Source organism: Negadavirga shengliensis (assembly GCF_042652345.1).
Taxonomy (GTDB): Bacteria; Bacteroidota; Bacteroidia; order Cytophagales; family Cyclobacteriaceae; genus Negadavirga; species Negadavirga shengliensis.
Genome location: NZ_JBHSJJ010000011.1, coordinates 1 through 24,487 on the forward strand (window position 1 = coordinate 1; position 24,487 = coordinate 24,487).

Genomic DNA, 24,487 nt, shown 5'->3' on the forward strand with positions numbered 1-24,487 from the left:
CCTTTTATTTACAAATAAATAACTAAACAAATATGGGGAAAAAACTACGCAATTCCTCCAAGGAGGAATTACGCCGTCCTCAAAAACCTGTTTGTCAGCAGGTTAGTCCTTAAGTTAACGGAGGTGGAAGCAAATGCGGGACAAGTTATAACCATTGAAAAACAATTATAAACAGATGACATTGGAGGACATGAGGAAGGGGAGGTTTTTTATTGGTTGTCGTGGTTGTCGTGGTTGGGAAGTGGAATTTGGTTGCTTCTTAGGTGTTTGCGGAAGCCAGCAGTTTGAGAACCAAATATTTGTCCACGGATCCCGAATCAAGTGCCGAACAAGTTATGACCATTGAGAAAAAATTATAATCATATGAAATCGAGCATGACGGAATCGTCACACGGAGGGATGATTATCTATCATGCGAGATTCCATATGACAATTAAGGAACAATTATAAACATATGAAATCATTGACAATTGCATTACTGATGGTGGCTTGGGCATGTGGCCCCGGTGGCCGTAAGGCTGATCTGTCAGAACACAGTACGGTATTCGAAAACGTCAACATCATTGACGTCACGGACGGCAATATTCAGAAGGGACATGTAGTTGTAGAAGACTCGCACATCTCTGCCATCTACTTGGACGAAGACATCACCGATTGGGGCAGCGCCCAGGTAATCCCATCCGAAGGAAAATACCTGCTTCCCGGTCTGGCTGAAATGCATGCCCATATACCTTCCCTTGAATGGAATGACCCCTTGATAGCAGAAACGTTGTTTCTATATCTTTCCAACGGGGTTACCACCATCCGGGGTATGCTGGGCAACCCCGTCCACCTTGAATTAAGGGAGAAAGCCAACCAAAAAGAAATCCTCAGCCCGCGGATTTATACTTCCAGCCCCTCCCTAAACGGGAACACCGTGAGAACTCCCGAGGAAGCCAGAAGCCAAGTAAAAGCCTATGCCGAAGCAGGTTATGATTTTCTGAAACTGCACCCCGGCATCAGACTCCATGTATTTGATGAAATCGTGAAGACTTCCCGGGAAACAGGGATTCCCTTTGCCGGTCATGTTTCCAACCTGGTGAGGATCCGGCATGCGCTGCAAAACCGATACCAGACAGTGGACCATGTGGACGGGTTTTTGGAAGGGCTTGTTCCCGAAGAAACAGGGGTTAATCCGATAGAAAACGGCTTTTTTGGTTATAATTTCACGGACCTCGCCGATACGTCCAATATCGGGGAACTGGTTGCCCTGAGCAGGGAAAACGGTGTGTGGATAGTGCCCACACAAGCATTGTTCGACAGGTGGTTTTCACCCACACCGGCGGATGAACTTGCGAAAGAGGAAGAAATGAAATACATGTCCCCGGAGACGAGAAAAAATTGGCTGGAAAGCAAAAACAACCTTACAGAAAATGACAGTTATGACCCCGAAAAATGGGAAAGGTTCAATCAAATCCGGTATAGGTTGATCCGCGCCCTCCATGAAAACGGGCAGGGCCTGCTGTTGGGATCGGATGCCCCCCAGGTATTCAACGTCCCGGGATTCTCCATCCACCATGAACTTCAAGGTATGCTGGATGCCGGTTTAAGCCCGCTTGAGGCCATCCAGATAGGATCTATCAATCCAGCCAGGTTTTTTGAAGGTAATTTCGGGCAGGTAAAAGAGGGCATGGAAGCAGACCTGATTCTTGTGGACGATAATCCCCTGGAAAACATTGAAAATCTACGAAACCCTGCCGGCGTAATGGCCCGGGGACAATGGATTGACCGGGAAACGATCCAGCAAAAACTCAGCGATATTGAGCAAAAATACAAAGAGTAAAAATTCAAAAAGAGGCTGTTCCGAGTGATGACAGCCTCTTTTTTATGTCAGTTTTTCAGTTCACTCCCCAGGTTTATTTTTCCTGGTTCACATACGCATGGAGGTTTTGGGAGGTCCCACCGTTGATTACATTTCTAAAACCATTCTGTTCCAAAATGGCTTTTGCCTGGCCGCTCCGGTTACCGCTTCTGCAGAAGACCACGATACTTTTCTTGTCTTTGAATTTCTCCAACTCACCTTGGAGTCTGTTCAAGGGAATATTTACGGACCCTTTTACCTTGTCCGCCTCAAATTCGTAGGGCATCCGTACGTCCACCAGAAATGCCCCCTGTTGTATAGCTTCGCCCAGCTTGCTGTTTTCCGTGCGGGCGAAAAGATTTCCGAATATTTCAAACATCGCTTCGATTTTTAATTTTTATACAAAGCTAGTTTGAAGAAAAGAGACAGACTGTAATATTTGTTACACAGGGGATGACGTTGGTTTTGTCTTCCATGCTGCCCTTAAAACAGAACCGGTTTGTATGTCCCCCTAATATCCCGGCAACTCCCCCGTTATTTTTCCGGGGGGCATTTTTTTCTAAGCTTCTCTCAGCCAGGCCGGTTTAGTGGTACTAACATGGGCCTGCAGCTGGTTCAATAACGTATAGAGTCCAAAATAAGTCCTGTTGATGTACAGTCCATGCCTGGACCCGCGGGCCTGTTTGGATTTTTTAAACATGCTGTCATTGGAAATCCTTTCCCCCAGACTGAATATCTGTTGAAAATAGCCGTCGTCCGCAAAATCAAACCTGTCTGCATGGAAAGGCTTGCCCAAAAGGGAAATCATCTCCTTGAAGACATTGATAAAATAGGTTTTCTCGGTGTCGCTGTCCTTTTCAGATACAAATTCAAGATCATAAAATATGCGGTTCAGTTCGTCATCCCTGATCAACAGATCCTTTTTGATCAGGGAAAAGTATCCCTGGTAAAAATCCTCCGGAATCACCTTTACACATCCGAAATCAATAACGGCCAGCCTTGTGCTTTCCTGGATGATGAAATTGCCCGGATGGGGATCCGCATGTACCTGCCTCAGTACATGCACCTGATGGTGGTAAAAATCCCACATGGCCTGTCCTATCCTGTTCCTTTCTTCTTGGGTAGGGGATGTGCCCAGCCACTCCCTGATATGCTGCCCCTGCATCCAGTCCATGGTAATGATTCCAGGGCTGCTCAGATGCTCATAGTATTTGGGGAAACTAAGATCGGGAATGTGACTGCAGGCTTCTGAAATTTCTTTGCTTCGCCTCACTTCCAATTCATAATCGGTTTCTTCCAGCAGTCTATCCTCCACTTCCTCCATATAGTGATCCAACTCCCTTTCACTCATATTCAATAACCGCAAGGCAAAAGGCCTGACCAGCTTCAAATCGGAACTGACGCTGCCGGCCACACCAGGATACTGTATTTTCACCGCGAAGGTCCGCCCATCCTTAGTGGCTCTGTGCACCTGTCCCATAGAAGCCGCGTTTACCGCCGAAGGGGTAAACGTATCAAAAAGTGATTCCGGGGCGGCATCAAAATATTTCTTAAAGGTCTTCACCACCAGAGGGTATGAAAGCGGAGGTGCACTGTACTGGGCCATGACAAACTTGTCCTGATAGGCCCTGGGCAACATGTTTTTATCCATGGCCATCATCTGGGCCACTTTCAGGGCACTGCCTTTCAATTCACTTAACGAATTATAAATATCGGTGGCATTGTTCCGGTGCAGATCTTCTTTGCTGAGGGAAGGGTCCATCACCTTTTTGGCATAATGCTTCATATAATTTCCCCCTACCCTCGCACCGGTGCGGATAAACTTCGCCGCCCGCTGCACTTTGGACACAGGAATCCTGTCCTGCTCTTTCATCTTGCCGGTCATGGATTATCGGGATTGAAACAAAAATTTGGCAAAATCCACGAAAGAATCCACGGCACTCTTGCCCATCAGGTCAAAAGCCAGGTTGACGGATTTTTCAATGGCGGCATCGGTTTTCTCAAATCCCGGGGACGTGTCTTTGATCCAAAACCGGAAGACAAATATCAACTGTAGCCAAAGGGCTTCGTCATATTTGTCAGAGATATAGGGTCTGTCCGCAATTTCTTCTGTCTCCTTTCCTTCAAGAATGACTTCTTTGACAAAGTCCCTGAACTTTTCCTTGAAACCTTTCCATTCTGAAGACGTGGGGATCGGGACAACCGGTTTATCCCCATAAACAGCCAAAAGATAACTCCGCTTCTTTTTCAATTCTTCCACCCAGGTAAAGAAAAAACCCAGCAGTTTTTCCCTGGCAGTATAAGAGGGGTACACCTCCTGGGATTCCAGGTCAGCCTTGGTGTGGTCAAATATCATTTCCCAGACAGCATTCTTAATCCCCTCAAATGAAGTGAAATATTCATAGAAGACCTCTTCTTTCATTTTAAGCCCCTTGGCAAACTTGAAAACGGATACCGGTTCTTCGCCGTTTTCAAGCACATGTTCCACATAGCCCTCTATGATTTTGGACCGCTGGTCTGTATTTCTGGATTTGCTTTGATTTTTTTCTGTCATTTTTGATGCAAATGATTTATTATTACCCTTTCAACAATACCAAGCCTAAAGAGGTTTAGGTTTTAGGATAAATAATTTCAGGACGAACAGGCAGATACTGGAATTATTTGACCGCCATAAGTGGTTAAAAAAATTAATCATCCTCTTGTAATGATTTTACGTAAATAAGAAGGATCAAATAACGAAGCGTATGGGTCAGTTGAGAAAAATTAACTTCTTACTCCTTACATTGGCACTGGTAGTACCTCTTTTTTCCTGTAATCCAGAGGAAGAAAACCCCCTTCAAATCAATAAAAAGGTCAAGGAGGCCATTTTTGAAAGCATGCAGGAATGGTATTATTGGAATGATGCGCTTCCCGCCACCATTGATGTCAACCAGTTCAACAGTAATGATGAGTTGCTGTTTACGCTGATGTACCGCCAACTTGACCGGTGGTCCTACCTCACCACCCGGGAAGCATTCAATAAATCCTTTACCGGACAAAACGCAGGACATGGATTTGGTTTTGGCATCGGCCCCGATGAGGGTCTTTACGTTTCCTTTGTGTACGAAAACTCTCCCGCCGGCAAAGACAACTGGAAAAGGGGCTGGGAAATCATTGAAGTCAATGGAAAACCCATCTCCAGCTATAAAGTCGGCAACGGTTATAATTTCCAGTTGGGACCCAATGAACCGGGAATTTCCAACAGCTTCACTTTTAGATTGCCGGATGGCACCACCACTACCCGCACCAACACAAAAGCCGAATACCAATCCAATTCGGTCCTTCACAAGGAAGTAATTGATACGGGACAAAAGAAGATCGGTTATTGGGTGTACAACAGCTTTAAAGCCACATCCGGCATCAGCCCCGCTAAAAGCCTTGAAGTGGACGATGCCCTTGCTTTTTTTGAAGAAGCGGGTATCCATGAACTGATCATGGATCTGAGATACAATGGCGGCGGATCCGTGAATGTGGCTGAACAGATCATGAATCAACTGATACCACAGGGGAATTCCGGCAAATTGATGTATACCAATGCCCTCAATGACGACAAAGCCAACTTCAATGAAGAATACAATTTTGAGAAAAAAGGCCAGCTGGAGCTCGAAAGGATCGTTTTCATTACTTCCAGAGGTTCTGCTTCTGCCAGTGAACTGATCATCAACTGCCTGGTACCCTATATAGAGGTGGTCTTAATCGGTGAGCAAACTTATGGCAAGCCTGTGGGCTCTTTCCCTTTGTCCCAGTTTAACCGCACCCTGGCAGACAATGACGTGGAATTGGTGCCTGTCACCTTTGCCATTGCCAATGCCAATGGCCAAGCGGAATATTATGATGGCTTCCCTGTAGATTTTGTTGCCGCGGACGATCCCACCAGAGACTGGGGAGACCCGGAAGAGGTAAGGTTCAAAGCCGCCTTGGATTACCTGATGTATGGCAGCGTGGGACCCAGTGCCAGGCAACTCTACAAAGACCATGGCTGGGCCATGATTGACAACTTTAAAGGCCTGGAAAAAGAGTTCCCCGTCTATTGATTTTTATTGAGCTCTGTTCCATGGTGGAAATACGGAGGAGGCTGTATCATATCGGATAAAAGAACCCTTCAAGGGTTCAAAACCCTTAAAGGGCTTTTGCAGCCTAATTTATCAATTATAAATTTCAATCGTGCCGGAGCTCACTTCGCCTTTTATGGTGTGGGCAGACCCGTTTACAATTTTAAGGGATCCGGAGGATTGGCTTTCGCCCACCCTGGCTTTTCCGCTGCCTGTGCTGATATCATAATTAAAAAGGCTGAGGTCGGTATCGGTCTGGATGGAAATCTTGCCTGATGAAGTCTTCAGAAACGTATATTCACTCAATCCGGTATGTTTGGCTCCTACCTGTCCCGACGATAAAACAACGCTCCCCAAAGCCTCCACCCGGTCCATTTCAATTTTACCGGAACTGAGTTTTGCCTCCAAGAATCCGTGGATATTGTAAAAATCCATTCTGCCACTGGATGCTTCAGCGTGGAGATTGCCTTCGAGATGACGAATGCCAAGCTTTCCCGAAGAAACCGTCGCTTCCGTATCCCCTTCCAGGTATTCTGCATAGATTTCTCCGGATCCAGCAGTTAGGTGGATTTCATCCGCTGTAATATTTCTGGCCTCCACCTTTCCGGAGCCTACCTGCAATTCGGTGACATCATTGACCACATTTTCCGCCAGTACCTTGCCGGAACCCGCCACCATACTCAGTTTAATTGACTCGGGACCGGTAAGATGTATATATCCTTCTGACCTGACCCTGCCCAAGGTGCCTCTGGATTTAATCTTGACAATCAACCGGTTACCCACGGTTTGATAGACAATCTCATAAGCACTGCTGGAGGTGGATTTTAGAAAAGCATCCAACTGTATTTCCTCCAGATCCGGATCACCCGCATAAGTGGCTTCCAAAAAAGCGGCATCCACTTCTACCACATCAATCCCTGTAAACTCTTCCTGTATATCCGACACCACCTCCATCGGCCCATCCAGGCAGGAAGTTAAAAACAACGTGGCAGCCACCAAGGTCAAGGCCGCTTTGCCTGAGGGAATTATGATTTTGTTGGGAAAATAAAAATCCCATATTTTATTTTCCTTGCTTTTTGTATCTGTTTTCATTGATCGGTTATATTAAAATTCCGGTTGTGAATCAGAATTTTCTTCTCCAATCCAATGCCAAATGAATAAACCTCTTTTTTTACGCGATAAACGCAGATTTTAACCCTTACAAACTTAAAAAATGTCCAAAAACGGACATGTATCCGGCTTATTTCGGACACGAGCGTTCAAAATACGCCGGCATTTTTCCGGAAGAAACTGTTAAAACAAAGCGACCTGCCGCCGGGCCCATGCGGGAGTCGGGCGGAGGCATTTTAAAAGACAGCTTTCCGCTCAAATATGATGATCGTCCATCTAAATCATTATATTTATGGGATTGTACTTAAAACCAAAATAACCTTTTGATCGATGACGCTAATCAACAGCTATCCTATTGCCATTTTCGCTTTTGTTATATGTATGGTCTGCTGGGGTTCCTGGGCCAACACACAGAAAATGGCCAAAAACTACCGCTTCGAATTGTACTATTGGGATCTGATCCTGGGCTTAGTGATCACCGCTTTGTTGGCAGCGGTCACATTGGGTTCACTGGGTACAGAAGGAAGAACTTTTTGGGAAGATCTAGAACAGGCCACCCAGCTCAGCATCATTATGGCCCTTTTAGGGGGAATCGTCTGGAACCTGGGCAACCTCCTGTTGGTGGCGGGCATCGCCCTGACGGGACTGGCGGTGGCCTTTCCGATAGGCGGTGGCATAGCCTGGATCCTGGGAATAGCCTACAACTTTCTGCTGGAATACCTGGACAAGGGCACTACTGAAGGCTCCCCCCTGATATTGCTGGTTGGGGTCATATTCATCATCATTGCCATTGTTTTCTCCGCAAAATCCTATCGCAAGCTGGAAGCAGGCAAAACCAACCCTTCCTATAAGGGAATTGTGGTTTCCGTCATTGCCGGTGTTTTAATCGCCTTTTTTTATGGATTTGTGGTACAATCCATGGACAATGACTTTGTCGCAGGTGGCAGCGGCAGCCTCACGCCTTTTACGGCAGTATTCTTCTTTTCCATAGGTACTCTTGTTTGCACGCTGATAGCCAACCCCTTTTTCATGAGATATCCTGTAGAGGGCCCGCCCGTAAGTATGAAGGGCTATGCGGGTGCCAGCATGAAGGAACATGCGGCGGGGTGGGCCGGGGGCGTTATCTGGATGAGCGGCATGGTATTGAGTTTTATGGCCGTGGGTGCCGGAAGCCCCGCCATATCCTATGCCCTCAGCAACGCCGCTCCTGTGGTGGCCGCCATTTGGGGGGTGTTCATCTGGAAAGAGTTTGCCAAGGCCAGGGAAACAACCGGCAAGCTTCTGGGAGGGATGTTTCTTTTTTACCTCATCGGGCTGGTCCTCATCGTATTGTCAAAGCTGCTATAAACATGGTCGGATTGGGTTTGAGCACCTATACCTATACCTGGGCCATAGGGGTGCCGGGTAATATGCCCCAGCAACCTATGGATGCATTTGGTTTATTGGAATTGGCCACGAAATACCATATCAACCGGGTACAGATTGCCGATAATATCCCCTTAAATCAGTTATCGGAAACAGAACTCGAAAGACTAAAGCATTTTTCTGACAGCCGCCGTATTCAAATTGAAGTGGGGGCCAGAGGACTTTATCAAGAGAAAATCGACAAATACCTTGAACTGGCGGCGTACTTTGGTTCTCCCTTCCTCCGCTTTGTCATTGACGAAGGAACTTACCGTCCCCCACTGGATGAAATCATCCAGCTCATCCAGCAAAACCTTCCAAAATTTGAACGGGCAGGCATTCCACTCGCCATCGAAAACCATGACCGGCTTAAAGGCAGGGACCTCATCAGGATCATTCAACACACAGACCCCCATCTCGTCGGCATTTGCCTGGACACCGTGAATTCTCTGGGAGCCGGAGAAGGGCTGCAAGAAGTATTGCAGCAATTGGCTCCTTATACGTTGAACTTTCATATCAAGGATTTCAGCATACAGCGCAAAAGCCACCAGATGGGTTTCGAAGTGGTGGGCCAGCCTGCGGGCTCCGGCATGTTGGATATTCCTGAAATCATGCAGGTGCTCGATGATTTTCGAAAGTGCATTTCCTGTACTTTGGAGCTGTGGACCAGTCCGGAGAAAACCCTCGAAGACACCATCGCGAAAGAACGCGAATGGGCGGAAAAAAGTCTGAAATACCTGAAAACAGTTGGCATCATCAATTAAAATAGCGATTTTAAAGCTTTCACTTAACCCGAATTGACCTATGGATAAACAAACCAAGCTTGCAGTGATAGGGTGTGGATTTTGGGCCCAGTACCAAATCAGTGCCTGGAAAGAACTGCATGGGGTGGAAATTGTGGCTGTCTGTGATTCCGACCATATCAAAGCGGAAAAAACAGCCAGCCGCCATGGTGTGAAAAACCATTATGCTGATCCCGCCAAACTTTTTGCCAATGAAACACCGGATTTTGTGGACATCATCAGCAGCATCCCCTCCCACGCCCCCTTGGTGCATCAGGCTGCGGCGGCGGGAGTGGACGTCATCTGCCAGAAACCCATGGCAGAGGATTTTGACACCTGCAAGGAAATGGTGGCTGCCTGTAAAAAGGCAGGAGTCAGTTTTTTTATCCATGAGAACTTCCGCTGGCAAACTCCTGTCAGAACCTGCAAACAACTTATTGATGATGGCAAAATAGGAAAACCATTCAAAGCGAGGCTGACCTTTTGTTCGGGATTTCCCGTCTTCGATAACCAACCCGCCTTGGCCGAGTTGGACCGTTTTATCATTTCCGACCTCGGCGTCCACATCCTGGATATGAGCCGTTTTCTCTTCGGTGACGCTGCTGCAATCTACTGCCAAACCCAGAAGATAAACCCATCCATCAAGGGCGAAGATGTGGCCAATATGCTGCTGACCATGAAGAACGGCGTCAACTGCTTTATTGAGGTTTCCTATGCTTCCAAGCTGGAACAGGAGACTTTTCCACAGACACTGATGCTGATAGAAGGTACCGAAGGGTCCATTCGCCTCGATTTTAACCATACCATTACCCTCACCCGGTCGGGGCAAGGCAGTAAAAAGATACAGGCCGATCCCCCGCAATACCCTTGGGCGGATCCGGATTATGCGCTGATCCATTCCTCGGTGGTGGACTGCAACAGAAATATTTTCGGGGCACTTACCGGCAAGCATTCGGGAGAAACCACCGCGGACGATAATCTTAAAACCATGGAACTGGTGTTTTTGGCCTATGAATCGGCTGAAAAAAACCAGGCATTAAGCACTTCCCTATGAAGAGACTGCAGGCTCACTACCTTATTGAAACGGGCATAGACCCGGAAAAAGCGGTGGCCACCATGGCAGGGGAACAGTCCACCGGTACTTTTGTGAAAATTCCCGGAGAAACCGGTGAGCTCATGGAAAAATATGCTGCCAAAACCGAAAGCATGGAAATCCTGGGCTCCTCCCCCTATCCTTCCCTGCCCTTTGCCAAAAAGAGCGAAGGAAAAATCCACCGTGTCAGGGTGACCCTTAGCTGGCCTGTGGAAAATATCGGCCTTAACCTTCCTAACCTGATGGCCACGGTAGCCGGCAATCTCTTTGAACTGTCACCCTTTTCAGGATTAAAACTTCTGGACATCGACGTACCGGACGCTTATCAGGGAAATTTCCCCTGCCCAAAATTCGGCATTAGGGGTACTTATGAAAAACTAGGCTTCGACAACCGGCCGGTCATCGGTACCATCATCAAACCAAGCGTGGGACTGGATGCCCGGGCTACGGCCCAACAGGTAAAGCAACTTGTACAAGCGGGCCTGGATTTCATCAAGGATGATGAATTGATGGGTTCTCCCAGCTATAATCGTTTTGAAGACCGGGTGGAAGCCTGTATGGCGGTCATCAATGACCATGCTGACAGGACCGGCAGAAAACCCATGTATGCTTTTAATATCAGCGGAACCATCGACGAAATGCTGAGAAGGCATGACTTTGTTTTGGAGAAGGGCGGCACCTGCATCATGCTGAACCTGCTTTGGGTAGGTGTAAGCAGTATCCAGCACATTGCCAGTCACAGTCAGCTGCCCATACACGGGCACAGAAACGGTTGGGGCATCTTCAGCCGGCACCCCTATCTGGGCATTGAATACTCAGCCATGTCCAAAGTCTGGCGGTTGGCGGGGGTGGACCAGCTCCATACCAATGGGTTAAGGAACAAATTCTGCGAACCCGACGAATCGGTCATCACTTCCATTAAGTCCTGTCAGCAGCCCCTATGGAGCCCCGGAGACAGGGCCATGCCGGTACTTTCCTCCGGACAATGGGCGGGACAGGCTTTTGATACCTATCAGGCCGTAGGAAATACGGAACTCATGTACCTCTGCGGAGGGGGGATCATGGGGCATCCTTCAGGGATCCAAGCCGGCGTGGAAAGTATCAAAGATGCCTGGAAGGCAGCTATGGAAGGGATGGACATCGCCCAGGCCAGAAAAAAATACAACTCCGTAAACGAAGCATTTGCTTTCTTCGGATGACAGAAAAAAAAGAAATTATATTGGGATACTACGGGGACGACTTTACCGGTTCTTCGGATGTACTGGAAGTACTGAGTTTGATGGGCATTCCTGCCATTTTATTTTTGGATGCGCCCGAAACAAAGGATATTACGGAATTCACTTTCAAACGAAATAAGGTAAAGGGATCGAAATATGTGGCCTTTGGCGTAGCGGGAATTGCCCGCAGCCTGCCGCCGGGTAAAATGGAGAAGGAACTGGACCCCCTATTTAAACAAATCAGCACCATCCCCATCAAGTACTTCCATTACAAAATATGCTCTACACTGGACAGTTCTCCAAAAGTGGGCAACATAGGTGTGGCGTTGGCTACCGCAGAAAAATACTTCTCCAGCAAGTTTGTTCCCCTGCTGCTCGGCTTTCCCCCGCTCAACCGGTTTGTGGTTTTTGGTCATTTGTTTGCAAGGATAGGTGAAACCACTTACCGGCTGGACCGGCATCCGGTGATGGCCAAACATCCCATCACGCCTATGGATGAAAGCGATGTCCGTCTCCACCTGAAAAAACAAACAGACAGGCCGATGGCTTTGGTGGATGTGCTCCAGTTGGATAAGTTGGAAAGAAAGGCGCCGGATGAAATTCTTTCGAAAGCACCTCGGGAAGGGGCTGCGCCCCTGGTCCTTTTCGACACCCTCGAAAACAAACACCTTGGGCCAATCGGGCATTGGATACAGGCCCATGCCAAAGAAAACGGGCAGCTGCTGCTGGGATCCTCGGCCGTGGAGTATGCCCTTGGGACAGTATATGGTTCTCAGGGGGAGTTTAAGCCTGAAGCAAGGGCCGTTACACCCACGCTGGTGGTTTCGGGCAGCTGTGCACAGACCACCGCCGATCAAATTCTCCACGTAGAAAGATTAGGCTTTCAATTGCTTCGCATCCAGGTGGAAAAGCTCTATCAACCGGAAAGCCGAAGGGAGGAAATCTTCAGAGTCGTCAGCTTGACGCTGGATTTGCTTAGAAAGGGGAAAAACACGGTAGTATACTCTGCACTCGGCCCTGAGGACCCTCAAGTGAAAGCCACTTTGGCCAATCCTGCAGCCCGGGAGCATCCCCAGCAAATCGCGGCGGTACAGGCAGCCATCACCAAAGAAATAATCAGCGCATTTCCTTTAAAAAGGCTGGTGACGGCAGGGGGAGATACCTCCGGGTACATTTTAAAAGCGCTTGGCATCAAAGCCTTGGAATTCTGCAACGTACTCGCGCCCGGTGCCCCCCTTTGCATCGCCCATGGCCACCTTCCGGAGGTCGATGGACTGGAAATAGCCATCAAAGGAGGGCAAAACGGCACGGTCCGATATATGGAGTTTGCGCAGAACGGAGAGAGTCAGGGGGCATGAGATTTTCCGCCTTGCATTCTTTTACCAATCGATTGGAGCAAACAATATTAATGAAGATACAAAAACACAATATGATGAGTAACAAAATCAAAATCGCACTGGTAGGTGCCGGAGGAAAAATGGGTTATAGACTGAGCAACAACCTCAAAGATCATCCGGACTATGAAACCAGCTACCTGGAAATCAGTGAAGCAGGTCTCAAAAGAATGGAAGAAATAGGTGTAAAACCCACTGATCCCAAAGCAAGCATTCCACATGCCGATGTGGTGATTTATGCCGTGCCGGATGTGGCCATTGGAAAAATCACCGCGCAGTACGTCCCCGACATGAAAGCAGGGGCTATAGGCATGTTTTTGGACCCGGCGGCGCCATTGGCAGGCCACCTTGCCCAGCGGGAGGACATCAGTTATTTTGCCTCCCACCCCTGCCATCCTTCCGTTTTCAACTGGGAACCGGATGAGAAATCCCATTACGATTATTTTGGGGGCATCGCTGCCAGACAAAGCATTGTTTGCGCCCTGATCCAAGGCCCCAGGGAGCACTACAGCATCGGTGAGGCTATTGCCAAGGTCATTTACGGGCCGGTCACCAAGTCCATCGAAGTGACCATAGAACAGATGGGCATCCTGGAACCCGCCCTCTCCGAAACCTTCTGCGGCGCCCTGATCACCGTATTGAAAGAAGGTGCCGATGCGGCCATTGCCCAGGGTGTTCCCAAAGAAGCCGTGTTTGAATTTTTGATGGGCCATGTCAACATCGAACTGGCCCTGCTGTTTGACCAGCTTCCCGGGGGGAGGTTTTCGGATGCCGCCATCAAAGCCATCGAGATCGGCAAAGAAAAAATCTTTAAAGACAACTGGCGGGAAATTTTTGAGCCCGAATCCGTAAAAGCCCAAATCAAAGCCATCACATGATCCCGTGCAACAACCTGGCATTATCGGCCATCATCGTGACCACACTCGCTTCCTGCGAGGGTGGAAACCTCATTGAAACGGTGGGACAATGGACAGTTTATGAAATAACCCTTCAATCCGATCATTCTTATGACAACCCCTATACGGAGGTGGATCTCTATGCCGTATTTACAGACGAAAAGGGGGCGGAAATCAGGAGGCCGGGCTTTTGGGATGGCGGCAACACCTGGAAGATCCGCTTTGCCCCGCCGGAACCCGATCATACCTATTCCTGGGAAACCACCGCTCCGGCAGATGACGCCGGATTGAATGGAATAACAGGGAAAGTTTTTTCCAGGCCTTATAGAGGAGACAATGCCCTGTTGAAAAAAGGGCTCCTGACCATGTCGCCGGGCAAAAGAAATGTGGTCCACCACGACGGCTCCCCTTTTCTGTTGGTCGGCGACACGCCTTGGGCACTGCCGTTCAGAGGCACCGCGGAAGCTGTAAAAACCTACGCCGCTGACCGGCAGGAAAAAGGCTATAACGCTGTCCTGCTCATGACGGTACAACCGGATCAAAATGCGGAGGGGCCGGACAACAGGGATGAAGACGGAGGGTTTGGGAGGGGATTTCTGGACCTGAAAGACGGTCACCTCAACCAGCTTAACCCAGAATACTTCCAGCAACTGGACGAACTCCTCCATATCCTGCACGAGCATGAAATCGTACCCGTGCTTCAGCCTGTCTTTCAGGGATTTGGCTGGAAGGGCCTGAACGCTTTGGGAAGAAATGCCGTACCGGAGGAATATGAGAGATACACGAAGTATCTTCTGGCAAGATACGGGGCCATGCCAGTGATGTACCTGGTATCCGCCGATGGCAATGGCAAAGAACCAGGGATCAGGGAAACGGGAAGGATGCTGGAAGAATGGGACGGTTACCATCAGCCCCGGGGCATCCACTACTCCCCCGCGGATGACTATGTACCCGGTTGGTACAGTGGGGAGCCCGATGATTTTTACATGCATCATAACCGCTCCTATCAGGAAGATAGCTGGCTGGATTTCCAGTGGTGCCAGACCGGACACGACGGCAAGCACCTACTCCATAAGGTGGAAAAAATGTACCACACGGAGCCCACTAAAGCTTCCGCCAATGGCGAGCCTACTTATGAGCGGATAGGGTCCCCCGACAAAGCCACCGGCTGGTGGCAGGGCCATGAGGCCTGGTCCCAATTGATGTCGGGAGGGACCATGGGTGTGGTCTACGGAGCGGCTGGGTTGTGGAACTGGAAGATAAGGACGGAAGAACCGGGGTTTGATGATTGGTCCACCACCGAGGCCTCTTGGGAAGAAGCCATACGGTTTGAAGGCAGCGCTTATCCGGGTTTGTTGGGAAAAGCCCTAAAAGGTTACAACATCACGGATATGGAATTGGGGCACCATCTTACCAATGGAAAGAAACTGTTGGTTAAGGAAGGAAGTTTTTATGCCAGCTACCTTCCCGAGGGCGGCACTATCCAGGTCCGTGAATTAAAGGAAGGATTACCCGTCGTTTTTTTTAATCCCAGAACTGGCGAAAGGGTAGAAAATGGAAAGGTAACTTCCCCAACCCAAAGCTTTGAGGCTCCTGACGGGAATCCCTGGGTATTGTTAATAGGAAATAAAAGGGACAACTGATGGCTGCATTGAATCTCCGGGCAGGTCAGCTTGATCTGCTTTACCAAGATGGTTTTATCCGTTACATCCGCTTAGGCGAGAAAGAGATCGTCCGCATGATCAATCATGCCCTGCGGGATCATGACTGGGGCACGGTTCCTATGGAAATCATTCACGAAAATCTCCGGCAGGAAGAGGAAAGCTTCCAGATTGACTATCAGGCCAGATTCCGGCAAGCCGACATTTCATTTGACCTGCATTGCACGATAGCGGGAAAGGCTGACGGGAGCATCCATTTCCATTACCATGGCGAATCCAAAAGCACTTTCAAAAGAAACAGGATAGGGTTTACCGTCCTGCATCCCATTACGGAATGTGCCGGTGAAAAAGTGACCATTGTACATCCGGATGGCAATGAAACGGAATCCGTTTTCCCCAAATGGATCAGCCCCCACCAGCCTTTTATGGACATCAAGGCCATGCATTGGCAATTGGAGGACCACACCCGGGCTTCGCTGTTTTTTGAAGGGGAGGTTTTTGAAACCGAAGACCAAAGAAACTGGACAGACGCTTCCTACAAAACCTATTGTACGCCTTTGGGTTTGCCGTTTCCCGTCACCGTAAAAAAGGGAGAGGAAATCAGGCAGTATATCCAATTACAGGTGATTCCCGGAAAATCAAACAACCAAACAAAGACGGGAAAAGATGCGGTAACGGTCCTTCTCACGGGAGCAGCGGATACTTTGCCCACCATCGGAACGGTCATGAACAGCTCTCCATCCCACGGGCCGCAAATCATCAAAGACCTCGGGCTGGAGTACCTAAGGGTGGATTTTGATATGGATGCTCCCTTTGAAAAGCCCCTGCATCTGCTCGAAAAAGCCGCGGAATGGAACATTCCGGTGGAATTGGCGCTTTTTACCGATGGGGAAAAAACCTATGAGCAGCTCCGGCCGCACGGTGAGTATTTTTCAGGGGTCAAAAAGCTGCTTTTGTTTGGAAGCAGCACCAAAACCACCCCTTCACAGCTGATTGCTGAGGTTTCGGGTTGGAAAAAACTGATGCCTGAGGCCGCTATCTATGCCGGCACGGATGCTTTCTTTACGGAACTTAACCGGGAACGGGTGGATGCTGAACTGCTGGAAGGCGTGACTTATTCGCTGAATCCCCAGGTACACGCCTTTGATAATGCTTCCCTAGTGGAAACCCTGGAGGCACAGGCTTACACGGTAGAAGCTGCCAAAAACCTCTATCCCGATAAAAAAATAAACATCAGCCCGGTCAGCTATCACATGCGCTGGAATCCCAATGCCACCGATCCGTCCAAAAGCCTGAGGCATCCCACAGGCTGGTCCGATCCACGGATACACCAATTCTTTGGTGCGGGATGGTTGCTGACCAGTCTGAAATACCTCGCCCAATCCGGTCTGGATGAAGTTGCCTATTTTGAGCTGGAGGGGGAAAACGGCTGGCATAAAGACGGAAACGGCCAAAGTCCCATGTACCTTTTGCGCAGGGAATTGTCTCCCTACAAGACCATCATACATTGCCGGTGTAGCCGGCCACTGGAGGTAGATGGGATTTGTTTGGAACAGGAGGGTAAAAGTGTGCTGCTTTTGGTCAACTGGACCAAAGCGCAGCAGGAAGTGGATCTACCGCAGGGTTATGGCCCTTCTAAATACTGCCAGGAAATCCAGGAGCGTCCTGCCTCCCTGGAATGGAGAGCATTGGTTTCATCCTCCACCCTGCCCCCGAAGAGCATATGTTGGTTTGAAAAGGGTTGATTTGTTTTTGGAGAGAAGGGTGTCAGGAGGATGGGTCAATTGACGGAATTACACGGATTGTTTTTTTGCTTGTTATTTACCCTGGACAGCGTAGCCGTTATCCCTATAGTGCAATTGGCAGCCATGAATTAAAAGTGCGCGGAAACTGATTTTGAAAGGTTTTCTGAAATCCTTCCTTGGTAGGAGGAACAGCCTGTCCCGGTTCATCTGAAACGAAACAGTTCCTTCCTATACGCAACCGTCAAGGGATTGACTTCTCGGATCCTGTTATTACGTTTGTTACTTTTTTGCTGCAGGTCAAAAAAGTAACCGACCTGCCCCGCCAGCACGGGGAAAACCCCGCCGCTACGCCGCGGCGCACACGTGTGCATCTTTTGCGCTAAAATTTAAGGCCACCCGCACACAGGCAAACTCCTCGGTTTTTTGGACAGGGAACACGCTTCAGTTTGGCACCTTTCTACCAAAAAACCTCGTCTCCCGATAACTATCGGGGAAGCCTGTGCCCTTGCCCCCGCTTCTTAAATTTCTTAACGCGCCAAATCTGCAAGGCGGAAAGGGCGTTTTTCCCAGCCGGAGAAAACAGTCTCTTCCTCTACGCAACTGTAAAGAGGTCGTTTCGTCGCGGGTAAAGTCTCCGTCAATTAAACCGAAAGGTTGCCGCTTTTCGCGTATGAAGGGTAGTCGGTCATTGGTAGGTAGCATAACGAAGCAGTTACTTATGGTTCATGACCGGAATCTTACCGGTTGATGCAGACTTTAGGCAAGCATGGTGCGGAATGCATCCCTTAGGGGGTAAGGCCCGGCTTGGAATAAGACTGGCATGGGAGACGGGTGGACATCGGCTTTAATAGGGGTTGGGTATAGCGTATCCTTGCTTGTAACCTGCTTTAATCCTGCTTTTGACTTGGCTTTAACTTGCTTTTAATGGACTGCTTGAATAAATACATAGATTATCAGTGCGGGACGCAGCACTGCCCGCTCTGCATGGTCCATTGCCCGACGGCTCCGGCGTCCGGTGTAACCATGATGCGACTGAAAACCACCGGTTAAGGAGCAGGCAAGTCACCTGTTTATTTAGATCCCCCATGATAATCGATCCGTTCTCTGATGATGGTCCTGGCTTCTTTCCCGGCCCATTTTTCACACAGATAGAGGCCAAGGTCGATTGAAGCCGACACGGCCCCTGCGGTGATGGTGTTGTGGTCATCCACCACCCGGTCTGTGAGGACTTCCTTGCAGTAGGGTCTTAACGCTTCATATTCCCGGTAATTTGTCGTTGCCTTTTTATCCCGGAGAAAACCCGCGGCGCCCAAAATAAGGCTTCCTGTACAGATGGAGATTTTATATTCGGCGTTTTTTGCAGTCCGGATCCAGTCGAGGAATCCTTTATGGTTTTGCAGGGTTCTCGTGCCGCTTCCTCCGGGAACAATCACCGCGTCATAATGTTCCAATGAAGGCTTTAACTTGTGCGGCTTGACCTCCAGCCCGAAATCGTCGGATACGGACGGTGTAAAAGCGCAGAGGTCCCAGGTCAAGTTGGGCAAATAGTTTAAGGATTTTAGCCTGGCCACCGGGTCATAGACCCCTATCAAGTCGAGCCAGGTAATCCCTTCAAAGATGATGTAGGCGATTTTCATAGGAGCGGGGAAAATAATTCGTTGACCATGTGGCAAATTATTTAAAATTTCAGGAAAGAAAAAACATGGAAAATGGCACGAGGGATCAAGCCAACTGTATGCTTAAGGGCGGCTATGGGAACGGCACCTCCCCCATTGGAGGACAGGAGCCGGCTGCGGCCTTTTTACTTGCGAGTGGGTCTCTTTTCTGATGGTAGAAAATGCACCAATCGGGATGATGGTGTAAACACCTTATTGGTAGGAGTTTATCCCGGACACCGGTAAAGCAGTCTTTTGCTGTACGCGATCGTCAAGGGGTCACTTTGTCGCGGTCAACGTTTCCTTCAATTACACCGCTAGGTTTCCGCTCCCCGCGATGACCGGGATACCCGCTTATACAGCACTCCTTAAAAACAAATAAATTGTATATTTCATAGCAGGTTGTAATGGAGCAGGAAAGACTACCGCCTCCTACACTATCCTACCTGAAATACTTGACTGTAAAGAGTTTGTGAACGCGGATGAAATAGCCAGAGGACTTTCACCGTTTCAGCCAGAAAAGGCCGGGATTGAAGCTGGAAGAATGATGTTGAAAAGGATAAAAAAATTGTTGGAATCAGGTGAAAATTTTGCATTTGAAACAACACTGTCAACGAGAAGCTATGTTAAATTTATTGAAAGAGCCAAGCAATTGAATTATCAGGGTAATATGCCTCTTTTTTTGGCTTGAATCAGAAGAATTGGCTATTTCAAAATGGAACGAATTAAAAACGGAATATTATGGGCACTAAAGAGCAATTGAAAGAAGAGCGTGACAAAATTGTCAAGGGACTTGAAGAGGCTTATAGGCGGCTTATCGAATTCAAAAAACAAAAGAAGAGTCCGATGATTGTACTTAGGGAAGGGAAAATTGTAGCGGTAGACCCAAACGAAATACATCCTACCACTATTTACAAGCGTAAGGCAGGCTGACCAGCTAAAATGAAGTTTTTTGCTTCTATCGGATTTTGTGGTAATCGGAGAGAGAAATGCTCCAACGGAGGAAAGTTTAATATTTTCAAACAAGGAATGGCGGTGTTAAATTACCCTAGAAACTGGTTTAGAAGGGCTTTCTGAAAATACGTTATTGGTAGGAGTTTATCCCCGCGAACCGGGAAAGCAGTCTCTTTTTTGACGTGACTGTCAAGGGATCGCTTCGCCGCGGGCAACATCTCCGTCAATTATACCGACAGGTTTCCGCTCCTCGCGATGACGAAAAAGTTCGTCATCGCGAGGAGGTGCAGCCTCTCCCGGCCAACCGGGAACGAAGCAGTCTCTCCTTGTACGTGCCTCCAAGGGATTGGGGGCTTGGATCCTACTTTTTGTATTTGTTACTTTTTTGCTACAGGTCAAAAAAGTAACCGACCTGTCCCGCCGTTACGCCGCAGCGCACAAGTGTGCATCTTTCAAGCTAAAATTCAAGGCTTCCCGCACACAGAGAAACTCGTCGGTTTTTTGGAAGGGATCACAATCATATTTGCCGGGCCTGCTGCCAAAAAACCTCCCCCAATAGCAACCGGAACCGGTTTTTCAATCCGTGGAACGATCAACTTATTGGCCTGTATCCACCATTATAGCTCACGTACCGCATGCGCATCATTGCCTGTGATCTGCCGGTTTGTTAACTTGTATTTCAAATAACGGTTTGTGCATGGGACAGCGGCTCGCCAATTTAGGACAACGCTGCATATACAAACCGCCGGTGGCATTTTACCAAACGAAACGATAATGCAAAGACTTCAAATCGTGAAAGGGTTTTTAATCCTAACAATGTTAACTATGAATATAAGCGCCTTTTCGCAAAACCCCAAGCGTACAGAAACGGTAGAATTAAACGGTTTACAAACTTACTTTGAAGTTTATGGCAATGGCACTAAACCGTTATTTCTTTTACACGGGTTTACTCAATCATCAAAATCATGGATTCCTTTTATTCCTGGTTACAGTAAGGAATTTGAAATCTATCTGGTTGATTTAATGGGCCATGGTAAGTCAAGTCCCTTCACCGGAACAGTTTCCATAAAGTCAGCGGCACAAAACCTAAAACACCTGATTGAATATTTGGAACTTGATAACATACAAGCGATTGGCCATAGTTATGGTGGAGAAGTCCTTTTTCAACTTGCATTGATTAATCCGGAAATGATTGAGTCAATGGTCATTAACGGTTCGTGTGGAAGCTGGAATGCTCAGGATTTCCCGGAATTCGTTAAATATCTATCCTATTCAAATATTGAGAATCTAACCTGGATGCATGAACAGCAAGTAAATGAAGAGCGGATAAGAAATATTCTTGACCAAGTTCCAAACTACTCTGTTGAAGTAAATGAAGCGGAATTGAAAAGTATCAAAACCCGAACACTAATTGTGGTAGGCGACAATGATGATGCCACACCACTGGAGTGTGTTGTAAAGGCAAAATTGAATATGCCCAACGCTTTTTTGTGGATTGTGCCAAACACCGGACATCGGTCTCATCAAGATAAAAATAAAGATTTGTTTATAAAGCTCTCAACAGACTTCCTAACGAGGAATGATTGGTAAGCTTTGACTTGAATAAGCAGTCTCAATAATAAAGAAACGCCACATAATGATTAGACGGCCGTGAGCCATGACGCTCTTACTCCCATCCCGATTTCCAAGGATTAAACGAAGAACATTTGCCGAAACACAATTTCGGAAGGCGGGGCTTTAGTCCAATTAAATGCTCCGGCGTTCTCCTGACGAAGCAGTCTCTTCTTGTACGCCCATCCCGGGTAGAGGCAGGTCCGTCCATCCTACCGAAACCGGTCCCCCCTCCTTTAGAGCCCTTTCCGATTTCAATACCGGCAAGGGGAAACCGGGGGGAGGTAAAACAGTCTCTTCTTTGACACGATGGGGTAACCATCGATGATGTCTAACTGGAGGCGGGTGGATTACAGGCAAAATCTTCACCTTCCCAAATTATCACTTCGTCTTTGAGTTTGCTGGGGTCTATGGAACCGAGATGTCCGATTTCTTCCCCTGAACAGTCCACCACAGGGGTAACCGTGGCACAGAATGGACAGCAGTTTTTAAACACAAAGACCGTTTTTGACCTGTATCTGGCCATGGAAACATAAAAATAGGAAGAAAGCGTGGATTCCTCCATCTCCCTAATCCGTTCTGCCAGCCAGTCAAGATTATTGAGTGGGTCCTCCACGGAACAGGCATAATTCGGGTCGATTTCCTCATGACATGAAGTGAAAAGGAGGAAGAAGGCGGGTAATAGGAAAAGACATCTCATGATATTCCGGTAATTTTTACCCAGACGGATAAATCTGATCATTTGTCCCAGTTGAACTACTTGTTGTTTTTCAGCCCACCATCCACCGTCGGATATAACCAAAGATGCGGCAAAGTTCTGAGATTGTCATTTCAGATACCGGCTGTATTGTCATTCTTGAAAAAATAAAATCCACTGATTCCAGATTTGACAAAGAGTCACTTGAAAAAAGTTTTGGAACAAAGTGGGGAACGGGAATAAGAAGGCCGGCACTTAACCTCACTTTGGATACAGGGGGCTGTTTCGGTAAAGATTTTATTTTGTACTTTTAACCCTATTCGGTCCGGCAAGGAGAGGAATTGCTCTGAAACCCGCCGGGCCGCAAAGCCCCAAACCGTTGAACAATTATGGACATATTCCTGAAAGAAGCAATCAATGAAGCTCAAAAAGGACTTCAAGAAGGTGGCATACCAATAGGATCGGTTTTGGTCCACCATGGACGGATAATCGGCAAAGGACACAACAAGCGGGTTCAACAATCCAGCGTGGTGCTGCACGGAGAAATGGATGCTTTGGAAAATGCAGGCAGACAGCCCGCCTCTGTTTATAGAGAGTCGGTTATATACACCACCTTGTCACCCTGTCCCATGTGTTCGGGAGCAATCCTTCTTTATGGCATACCCAGGGTGGTGATTGGAGAAAACCATACGTTCAAGGGTTCGGAGAAATTGTTGCAGCAAAACGGCGTTGAAGTAGTCGTGGTAAACAGTTCGGAATGCATTGAAATGATGCGGGACTTTATAAAGGATAACCCCCGGTTATGGCATGAAGATATCGGTCAGCCTTGAGCCCAATCCACTTGGATTTCACAGAAAACCGGCTAATTATCAGGAGATCACAACCGGATTTGCTTTGCCTGCTGCACAACACCCTCTCCCGATAGCTCGGGATGCCTGTGTCCTTGCCCACGCTTCTTAAATTTCTTAACGCCGGAAATCTGCAAGGTGGAAATGGCGTTGTTCCAGATGGGGAAAAGCGTGTTCCACTGCGGGGAGGCGATCCCGGGCAAATCGGGAAAGCAGTCCCTTCTTATACGCGACCATCAAGGGGTTGCCTGTTTGGTTCCCCCCTATAGCATTTGTTACTTTTTTGCTGCAGGTCAAAAAAGTAACCAAAAAACCCCGCCGCTGTGCATCTTTCCGGCTAAAATTTAAGGCTGCCCGCACACAGGCAAACTCGTCGGTTTTTTGGAAAGGATCACAACCATATTTGTCGTGCTTGCTGCCAAAAAACCTCCTCAGACAATGCCTGTGCCCTTGCCCACGCTTCTTAAATTTCTTGACGCCGGAAATCTGCAAGGCGGAAATGGCGTTTGTTTTAGCCGGAGAAACCCATCGACCGTCACTGTGAGGTAGCGATCCCAGGCCAACTGGGAAAGCGGTCTTTTTCTGTCCGTGATCGTCAAGTGGTAGTTTAGGAATGTCTGTGGCATAAGGGCAGGTATTTGTTTTTTATTACCCTCCTCCTCTTCTGTTCTTTTTGTCCCCGATACGCTGCGCTGGTCGGGGACACAAAAAGAACGAAAAAAGTCAACGCAAAAATAAGCTTCTCCCCGCAAGGCCTGCGCCCCCTCGCTCCCAACAGCTGTACGGGATGCCGGCCCGCCCGCTGGAATCGATTGAGGGCAGATGTGTATAAAAAATTCCCCCTTCATCTGCCATCGAAAAAAACGGTGGCAGGGATATTTAGATAGGCCATACCGATAGGTCTTCCACCAGAGCACAGGATCCCGGTTTTTGTTTCAAGTCTTATCATTTTTGTTTTCTAATGAATCTCGTGCTAAATCTCAAACTTTCAAAGGCCTTGTCGCATATACGAACTAAATCTGTTGTTCTATCATTATTTATTAAAATCCGGGTATGGGAATCCTTTTCCGGTTTCGCAAAGAAACTTAAGGCTTCTGAAAAAAAGCGCCCAGTCGTAACTGCAGGAGGCAAACTCAGGTGTATATTCTTTCCATCCGTCATGATGGAAAAATAAAACCGTGCCTTTATCATTCGGTTGCAACTCAAAATCAAGTGTGGTCCCAACCCAATCAGCATAGCCTTTTAAGCAACGCCATTTCACGTTGCTATATGGTTTCAATTCTTCAATTTTCATCTCTTTGAAATAATTGTCGAATGTAAATCTTGCAATGCTGCCTGTTTCAGGTTTTGCAATGGTATCCGGTGTCCACCACCCGGCCAAACCTTCCTGCGTAGTCAATGCTTCATATACTTTTTCTGCCGGTGCCTGTATCAGCAGTCTGTGATAAATACTTTTCATAGTTGTTTTTTTTGAAATGACAATGAATGC

General features: G+C 47.9%; 23 protein-coding genes. 15 read left to right on the top strand and 8 right to left on the bottom strand.

Features of this window, described 5'->3' with window-relative positions; translation table 11 throughout:
* Positions 1 to 454 precede the first annotated feature (454 nt).
* Positions 455 to 1,822: an amidohydrolase family protein gene (locus ACFPFU_RS17410; protein WP_377066392.1), complete on the top strand. Its 1,368-nt coding sequence runs from the start codon at positions 455 to 457 to the stop codon at positions 1,820 to 1,822.
* Positions 1,823 to 1,895: 73 nt separating this feature from the next.
* Here the strand turns inward: ACFPFU_RS17410 and ACFPFU_RS17415 are convergent, their stop codons facing one another.
* The 3 genes from ACFPFU_RS17415 to ACFPFU_RS17425 all read right to left on the bottom strand — a co-directional run bounded on the left by ACFPFU_RS17415 (position 1,896) and on the right by ACFPFU_RS17425 (position 4,394).
* Positions 1,896 to 2,219: a rhodanese-like domain-containing protein gene (locus ACFPFU_RS17415; RefSeq protein WP_377066394.1), complete on the bottom strand. Its 324-nt coding sequence runs from the start codon at positions 2,217 to 2,219 to the stop codon at positions 1,896 to 1,898.
* 180 nt (positions 2,220 to 2,399) lie between these two features.
* On the bottom strand, positions 2,400 to 3,725 hold the full coding sequence (locus tag ACFPFU_RS17420) for an ABC1 kinase family protein (RefSeq protein ID WP_377066396.1): 1,326 nt from the start codon (positions 3,723 to 3,725) through the stop codon (positions 2,400 to 2,402).
* A gap of 3 nt (positions 3,726 to 3,728) precedes the next feature.
* Entirely contained in the window at positions 3,729 to 4,394 is a 666-nt protein-coding gene (locus ACFPFU_RS17425; protein WP_377066398.1) for a TetR/AcrR family transcriptional regulator, read from the bottom strand.
* Positions 4,395 to 4,584: 190 nt separating this feature from the next.
* Between ACFPFU_RS17425 and ACFPFU_RS17430 the strand changes: the two genes are divergently transcribed.
* Positions 4,585 to 5,913 (top strand): S41 family peptidase, encoded by a 1,329-nt coding sequence (locus ACFPFU_RS17430; RefSeq protein WP_377066400.1) that lies wholly within the window; start codon positions 4,585 to 4,587, stop codon positions 5,911 to 5,913.
* 111 nt (positions 5,914 to 6,024) lie between these two features.
* Here the strand turns inward: ACFPFU_RS17430 and ACFPFU_RS17435 are convergent, their stop codons facing one another.
* Positions 6,025 to 7,023: a DUF4097 family beta strand repeat-containing protein gene (locus ACFPFU_RS17435; protein WP_377066402.1), complete on the bottom strand. Its 999-nt coding sequence runs from the start codon at positions 7,021 to 7,023 to the stop codon at positions 6,025 to 6,027.
* Between the two features lie 348 nt (positions 7,024 to 7,371).
* Here ACFPFU_RS17435 and ACFPFU_RS17440 point away from each other — a divergent pair, with 348 nt between their 5' ends.
* The 8 genes from ACFPFU_RS17440 to ACFPFU_RS17475 all read left to right on the top strand — a co-directional run bounded on the left by ACFPFU_RS17440 (position 7,372) and on the right by ACFPFU_RS17475 (position 17,233).
* Positions 7,372 to 8,388: a GRP family sugar transporter gene (locus ACFPFU_RS17440; protein WP_377066404.1), complete on the top strand. Its 1,017-nt coding sequence runs from the start codon at positions 7,372 to 7,374 to the stop codon at positions 8,386 to 8,388.
* A gap of 2 nt (positions 8,389 to 8,390) precedes the next feature.
* Entirely contained in the window at positions 8,391 to 9,209 is an 819-nt protein-coding gene (locus ACFPFU_RS17445; RefSeq protein ID WP_377066406.1) for a sugar phosphate isomerase/epimerase family protein, read from the top strand.
* A gap of 40 nt (positions 9,210 to 9,249) precedes the next feature.
* Positions 9,250 to 10,281, top strand: a complete 1,032-nt coding sequence (locus ACFPFU_RS17450; RefSeq protein WP_377066408.1) for a Gfo/Idh/MocA family protein — start codon at positions 9,250 to 9,252, stop codon at positions 10,279 to 10,281.
* Complete coding sequence (locus ACFPFU_RS17455; RefSeq protein ID WP_377066410.1) at positions 10,278 to 11,519, top strand: ribulose-bisphosphate carboxylase large subunit family protein; 1,242 nt, start codon at positions 10,278 to 10,280, stop codon at positions 11,517 to 11,519. The genes ACFPFU_RS17450 and ACFPFU_RS17455 overlap by 4 nt, the downstream gene beginning before the upstream one ends.
* Entirely contained in the window at positions 11,516 to 12,895 is a 1,380-nt protein-coding gene (locus ACFPFU_RS17460; RefSeq protein ID WP_377066412.1) for a four-carbon acid sugar kinase family protein, read from the top strand. The genes ACFPFU_RS17455 and ACFPFU_RS17460 overlap by 4 nt, the downstream gene beginning before the upstream one ends.
* Before the next feature lie 71 nt (positions 12,896 to 12,966).
* On the top strand, positions 12,967 to 13,809 hold the full coding sequence (locus ACFPFU_RS17465; RefSeq protein WP_377066414.1) for a phosphogluconate dehydrogenase C-terminal domain-containing protein: 843 nt from the start codon (positions 12,967 to 12,969) through the stop codon (positions 13,807 to 13,809).
* Positions 13,806 to 15,470 (top strand): glycoside hydrolase family 140 protein, encoded by a 1,665-nt coding sequence (locus ACFPFU_RS17470; RefSeq protein ID WP_377066416.1) that lies wholly within the window; start codon positions 13,806 to 13,808, stop codon positions 15,468 to 15,470. Before ACFPFU_RS17465 ends, ACFPFU_RS17470 begins: the two co-directional genes overlap by 4 nt.
* Positions 15,470 to 17,233: a D-apionate lactonase family protein gene (locus ACFPFU_RS17475; protein ID WP_377066418.1), complete on the top strand. Its 1,764-nt coding sequence runs from the start codon at positions 15,470 to 15,472 to the stop codon at positions 17,231 to 17,233. The genes ACFPFU_RS17470 and ACFPFU_RS17475 overlap by 1 nt, the downstream gene beginning before the upstream one ends.
* A 1,070-nt stretch (positions 17,234 to 18,303) precedes the next feature.
* Here the strand turns inward: ACFPFU_RS17475 and ACFPFU_RS17480 are convergent.
* Positions 18,304 to 18,870 carry a DJ-1/PfpI family protein gene (locus ACFPFU_RS17480; RefSeq protein ID WP_377066420.1) on the bottom strand — a complete coding sequence of 189 codons (567 nt, stop codon included), beginning with the start codon at positions 18,868 to 18,870 and terminating at the stop codon, positions 18,304 to 18,306.
* A 29-nt stretch (positions 18,871 to 18,899) separates the two neighbouring features.
* Between ACFPFU_RS17480 and ACFPFU_RS17485 the strand changes: the two genes are divergently transcribed.
* The 4 genes from ACFPFU_RS17485 (at position 18,900) to ACFPFU_RS17500 (ending at position 21,432) form a co-directional block, all read left to right on the top strand.
* Positions 18,900 to 19,061: a hypothetical protein gene (locus ACFPFU_RS17485; protein ID WP_377066422.1), complete on the top strand. Its 162-nt coding sequence runs from the start codon at positions 18,900 to 18,902 to the stop codon at positions 19,059 to 19,061.
* Positions 19,062 to 19,327: 266 nt separating this feature from the next.
* Positions 19,328 to 19,579 (top strand): hypothetical protein, encoded by a 252-nt coding sequence (locus tag ACFPFU_RS17490; protein WP_377066689.1) that lies wholly within the window; start codon positions 19,328 to 19,330, stop codon positions 19,577 to 19,579.
* Positions 19,580 to 19,629: 50 nt separating this feature from the next.
* The gene (locus ACFPFU_RS17495; RefSeq protein WP_377066424.1) at positions 19,630 to 19,821 is read left to right on the top strand and encodes a hypothetical protein; all 192 of its coding nucleotides are present in this window, start codon (positions 19,630 to 19,632) and stop codon (positions 19,819 to 19,821) included.
* A gap of 795 nt (positions 19,822 to 20,616) precedes the next feature.
* Entirely contained in the window at positions 20,617 to 21,432 is an 816-nt protein-coding gene (locus tag ACFPFU_RS17500; protein ID WP_377066426.1) for an alpha/beta fold hydrolase, read from the top strand.
* 352 nt (positions 21,433 to 21,784) lie between these two features.
* Here the strand turns inward: ACFPFU_RS17500 and ACFPFU_RS17505 are convergent, their stop codons facing one another.
* A complete protein-coding gene (locus tag ACFPFU_RS17505; protein ID WP_377066428.1) occupies positions 21,785 to 22,195 on the bottom strand; it encodes a hypothetical protein in 411 nt (136 codons plus the stop codon).
* A 344-nt stretch (positions 22,196 to 22,539) separates the two neighbouring features.
* Here ACFPFU_RS17505 and ACFPFU_RS17510 point away from each other — a divergent pair, with 344 nt between their 5' ends.
* Positions 22,540 to 22,980 carry a nucleoside deaminase gene (locus ACFPFU_RS17510; RefSeq protein ID WP_377066430.1) on the top strand — a complete coding sequence of 147 codons (441 nt, stop codon included), beginning with the start codon at positions 22,540 to 22,542 and terminating at the stop codon, positions 22,978 to 22,980.
* Positions 22,981 to 23,429: 449 nt separating this feature from the next.
* On the opposite strand, the gene ACFPFU_RS17515 is transcribed toward ACFPFU_RS17510, so the two are convergent.
* Both ACFPFU_RS17515 and ACFPFU_RS17520 read right to left on the bottom strand, forming a co-directional pair.
* Positions 23,430 to 23,624 carry a hypothetical protein gene (locus tag ACFPFU_RS17515; protein WP_377066432.1) on the bottom strand — a complete coding sequence of 65 codons (195 nt, stop codon included), beginning with the start codon at positions 23,622 to 23,624 and terminating at the stop codon, positions 23,430 to 23,432.
* Between the two features lie 407 nt (positions 23,625 to 24,031).
* Positions 24,032 to 24,457, bottom strand: a complete 426-nt coding sequence (locus ACFPFU_RS17520; RefSeq protein WP_377066434.1) for an SRPBCC family protein — start codon at positions 24,455 to 24,457, stop codon at positions 24,032 to 24,034.
* Positions 24,458 to 24,487: the final 30 nt, after the last annotated feature.

Coding starts and splice junctions, on each gene's coding strand:
- ACFPFU_RS17445 (WP_377066406.1), top strand. CDS start 8,391: ATGGTCGGATTGGGTTTGAGCACCTATACCTATACCTGGGCCATAGGG.
- ACFPFU_RS17500 (WP_377066426.1), top strand. CDS start 20,617: ATGCAAAGACTTCAAATCGTGAAAGGGTTTTTAATCCTAACAATGTTA.
- ACFPFU_RS17495 (WP_377066424.1), top strand. CDS start 19,630: ATGGGCACTAAAGAGCAATTGAAAGAAGAGCGTGACAAAATTGTCAAG.
- ACFPFU_RS17480 (WP_377066420.1), bottom strand. CDS start 18,870: ATGAAAATCGCCTACATCATCTTTGAAGGGATTACCTGGCTCGACTTG.
- ACFPFU_RS17470 (WP_377066416.1), top strand. CDS start 13,806: ATGATCCCGTGCAACAACCTGGCATTATCGGCCATCATCGTGACCACA.
- ACFPFU_RS17455 (WP_377066410.1), top strand. CDS start 10,278: ATGAAGAGACTGCAGGCTCACTACCTTATTGAAACGGGCATAGACCCG.
- ACFPFU_RS17430 (WP_377066400.1), top strand. CDS start 4,585: ATGGGTCAGTTGAGAAAAATTAACTTCTTACTCCTTACATTGGCACTG.
- ACFPFU_RS17505 (WP_377066428.1), bottom strand. CDS start 22,195: ATGATCAGATTTATCCGTCTGGGTAAAAATTACCGGAATATCATGAGA.
- ACFPFU_RS17435 (WP_377066402.1), bottom strand. CDS start 7,023: ATGAAAACAGATACAAAAAGCAAGGAAAATAAAATATGGGATTTTTAT.
- ACFPFU_RS17420 (WP_377066396.1), bottom strand. CDS start 3,725: ATGACCGGCAAGATGAAAGAGCAGGACAGGATTCCTGTGTCCAAAGTG.
- ACFPFU_RS17510 (WP_377066430.1), top strand. CDS start 22,540: ATGGACATATTCCTGAAAGAAGCAATCAATGAAGCTCAAAAAGGACTT.
- ACFPFU_RS17425 (WP_377066398.1), bottom strand. CDS start 4,394: ATGACAGAAAAAAATCAAAGCAAATCCAGAAATACAGACCAGCGGTCC.
- ACFPFU_RS17475 (WP_377066418.1), top strand. CDS start 15,470: ATGGCTGCATTGAATCTCCGGGCAGGTCAGCTTGATCTGCTTTACCAA.
- ACFPFU_RS17520 (WP_377066434.1), bottom strand. CDS start 24,457: ATGAAAAGTATTTATCACAGACTGCTGATACAGGCACCGGCAGAAAAA.
- ACFPFU_RS17515 (WP_377066432.1), bottom strand. CDS start 23,624: ATGCCACAGACATTCCTAAACTACCACTTGACGATCACGGACAGAAAA.
- ACFPFU_RS17450 (WP_377066408.1), top strand. CDS start 9,250: ATGGATAAACAAACCAAGCTTGCAGTGATAGGGTGTGGATTTTGGGCC.
- ACFPFU_RS17415 (WP_377066394.1), bottom strand. CDS start 2,219: ATGTTTGAAATATTCGGAAATCTTTTCGCCCGCACGGAAAACAGCAAG.
- ACFPFU_RS17440 (WP_377066404.1), top strand. CDS start 7,372: ATGACGCTAATCAACAGCTATCCTATTGCCATTTTCGCTTTTGTTATA.
- ACFPFU_RS17460 (WP_377066412.1), top strand. CDS start 11,516: ATGACAGAAAAAAAAGAAATTATATTGGGATACTACGGGGACGACTTT.
- ACFPFU_RS17465 (WP_377066414.1), top strand. CDS start 12,967: ATGATGAGTAACAAAATCAAAATCGCACTGGTAGGTGCCGGAGGAAAA.
- ACFPFU_RS17410 (WP_377066392.1), top strand. CDS start 455: ATGAAATCATTGACAATTGCATTACTGATGGTGGCTTGGGCATGTGGC.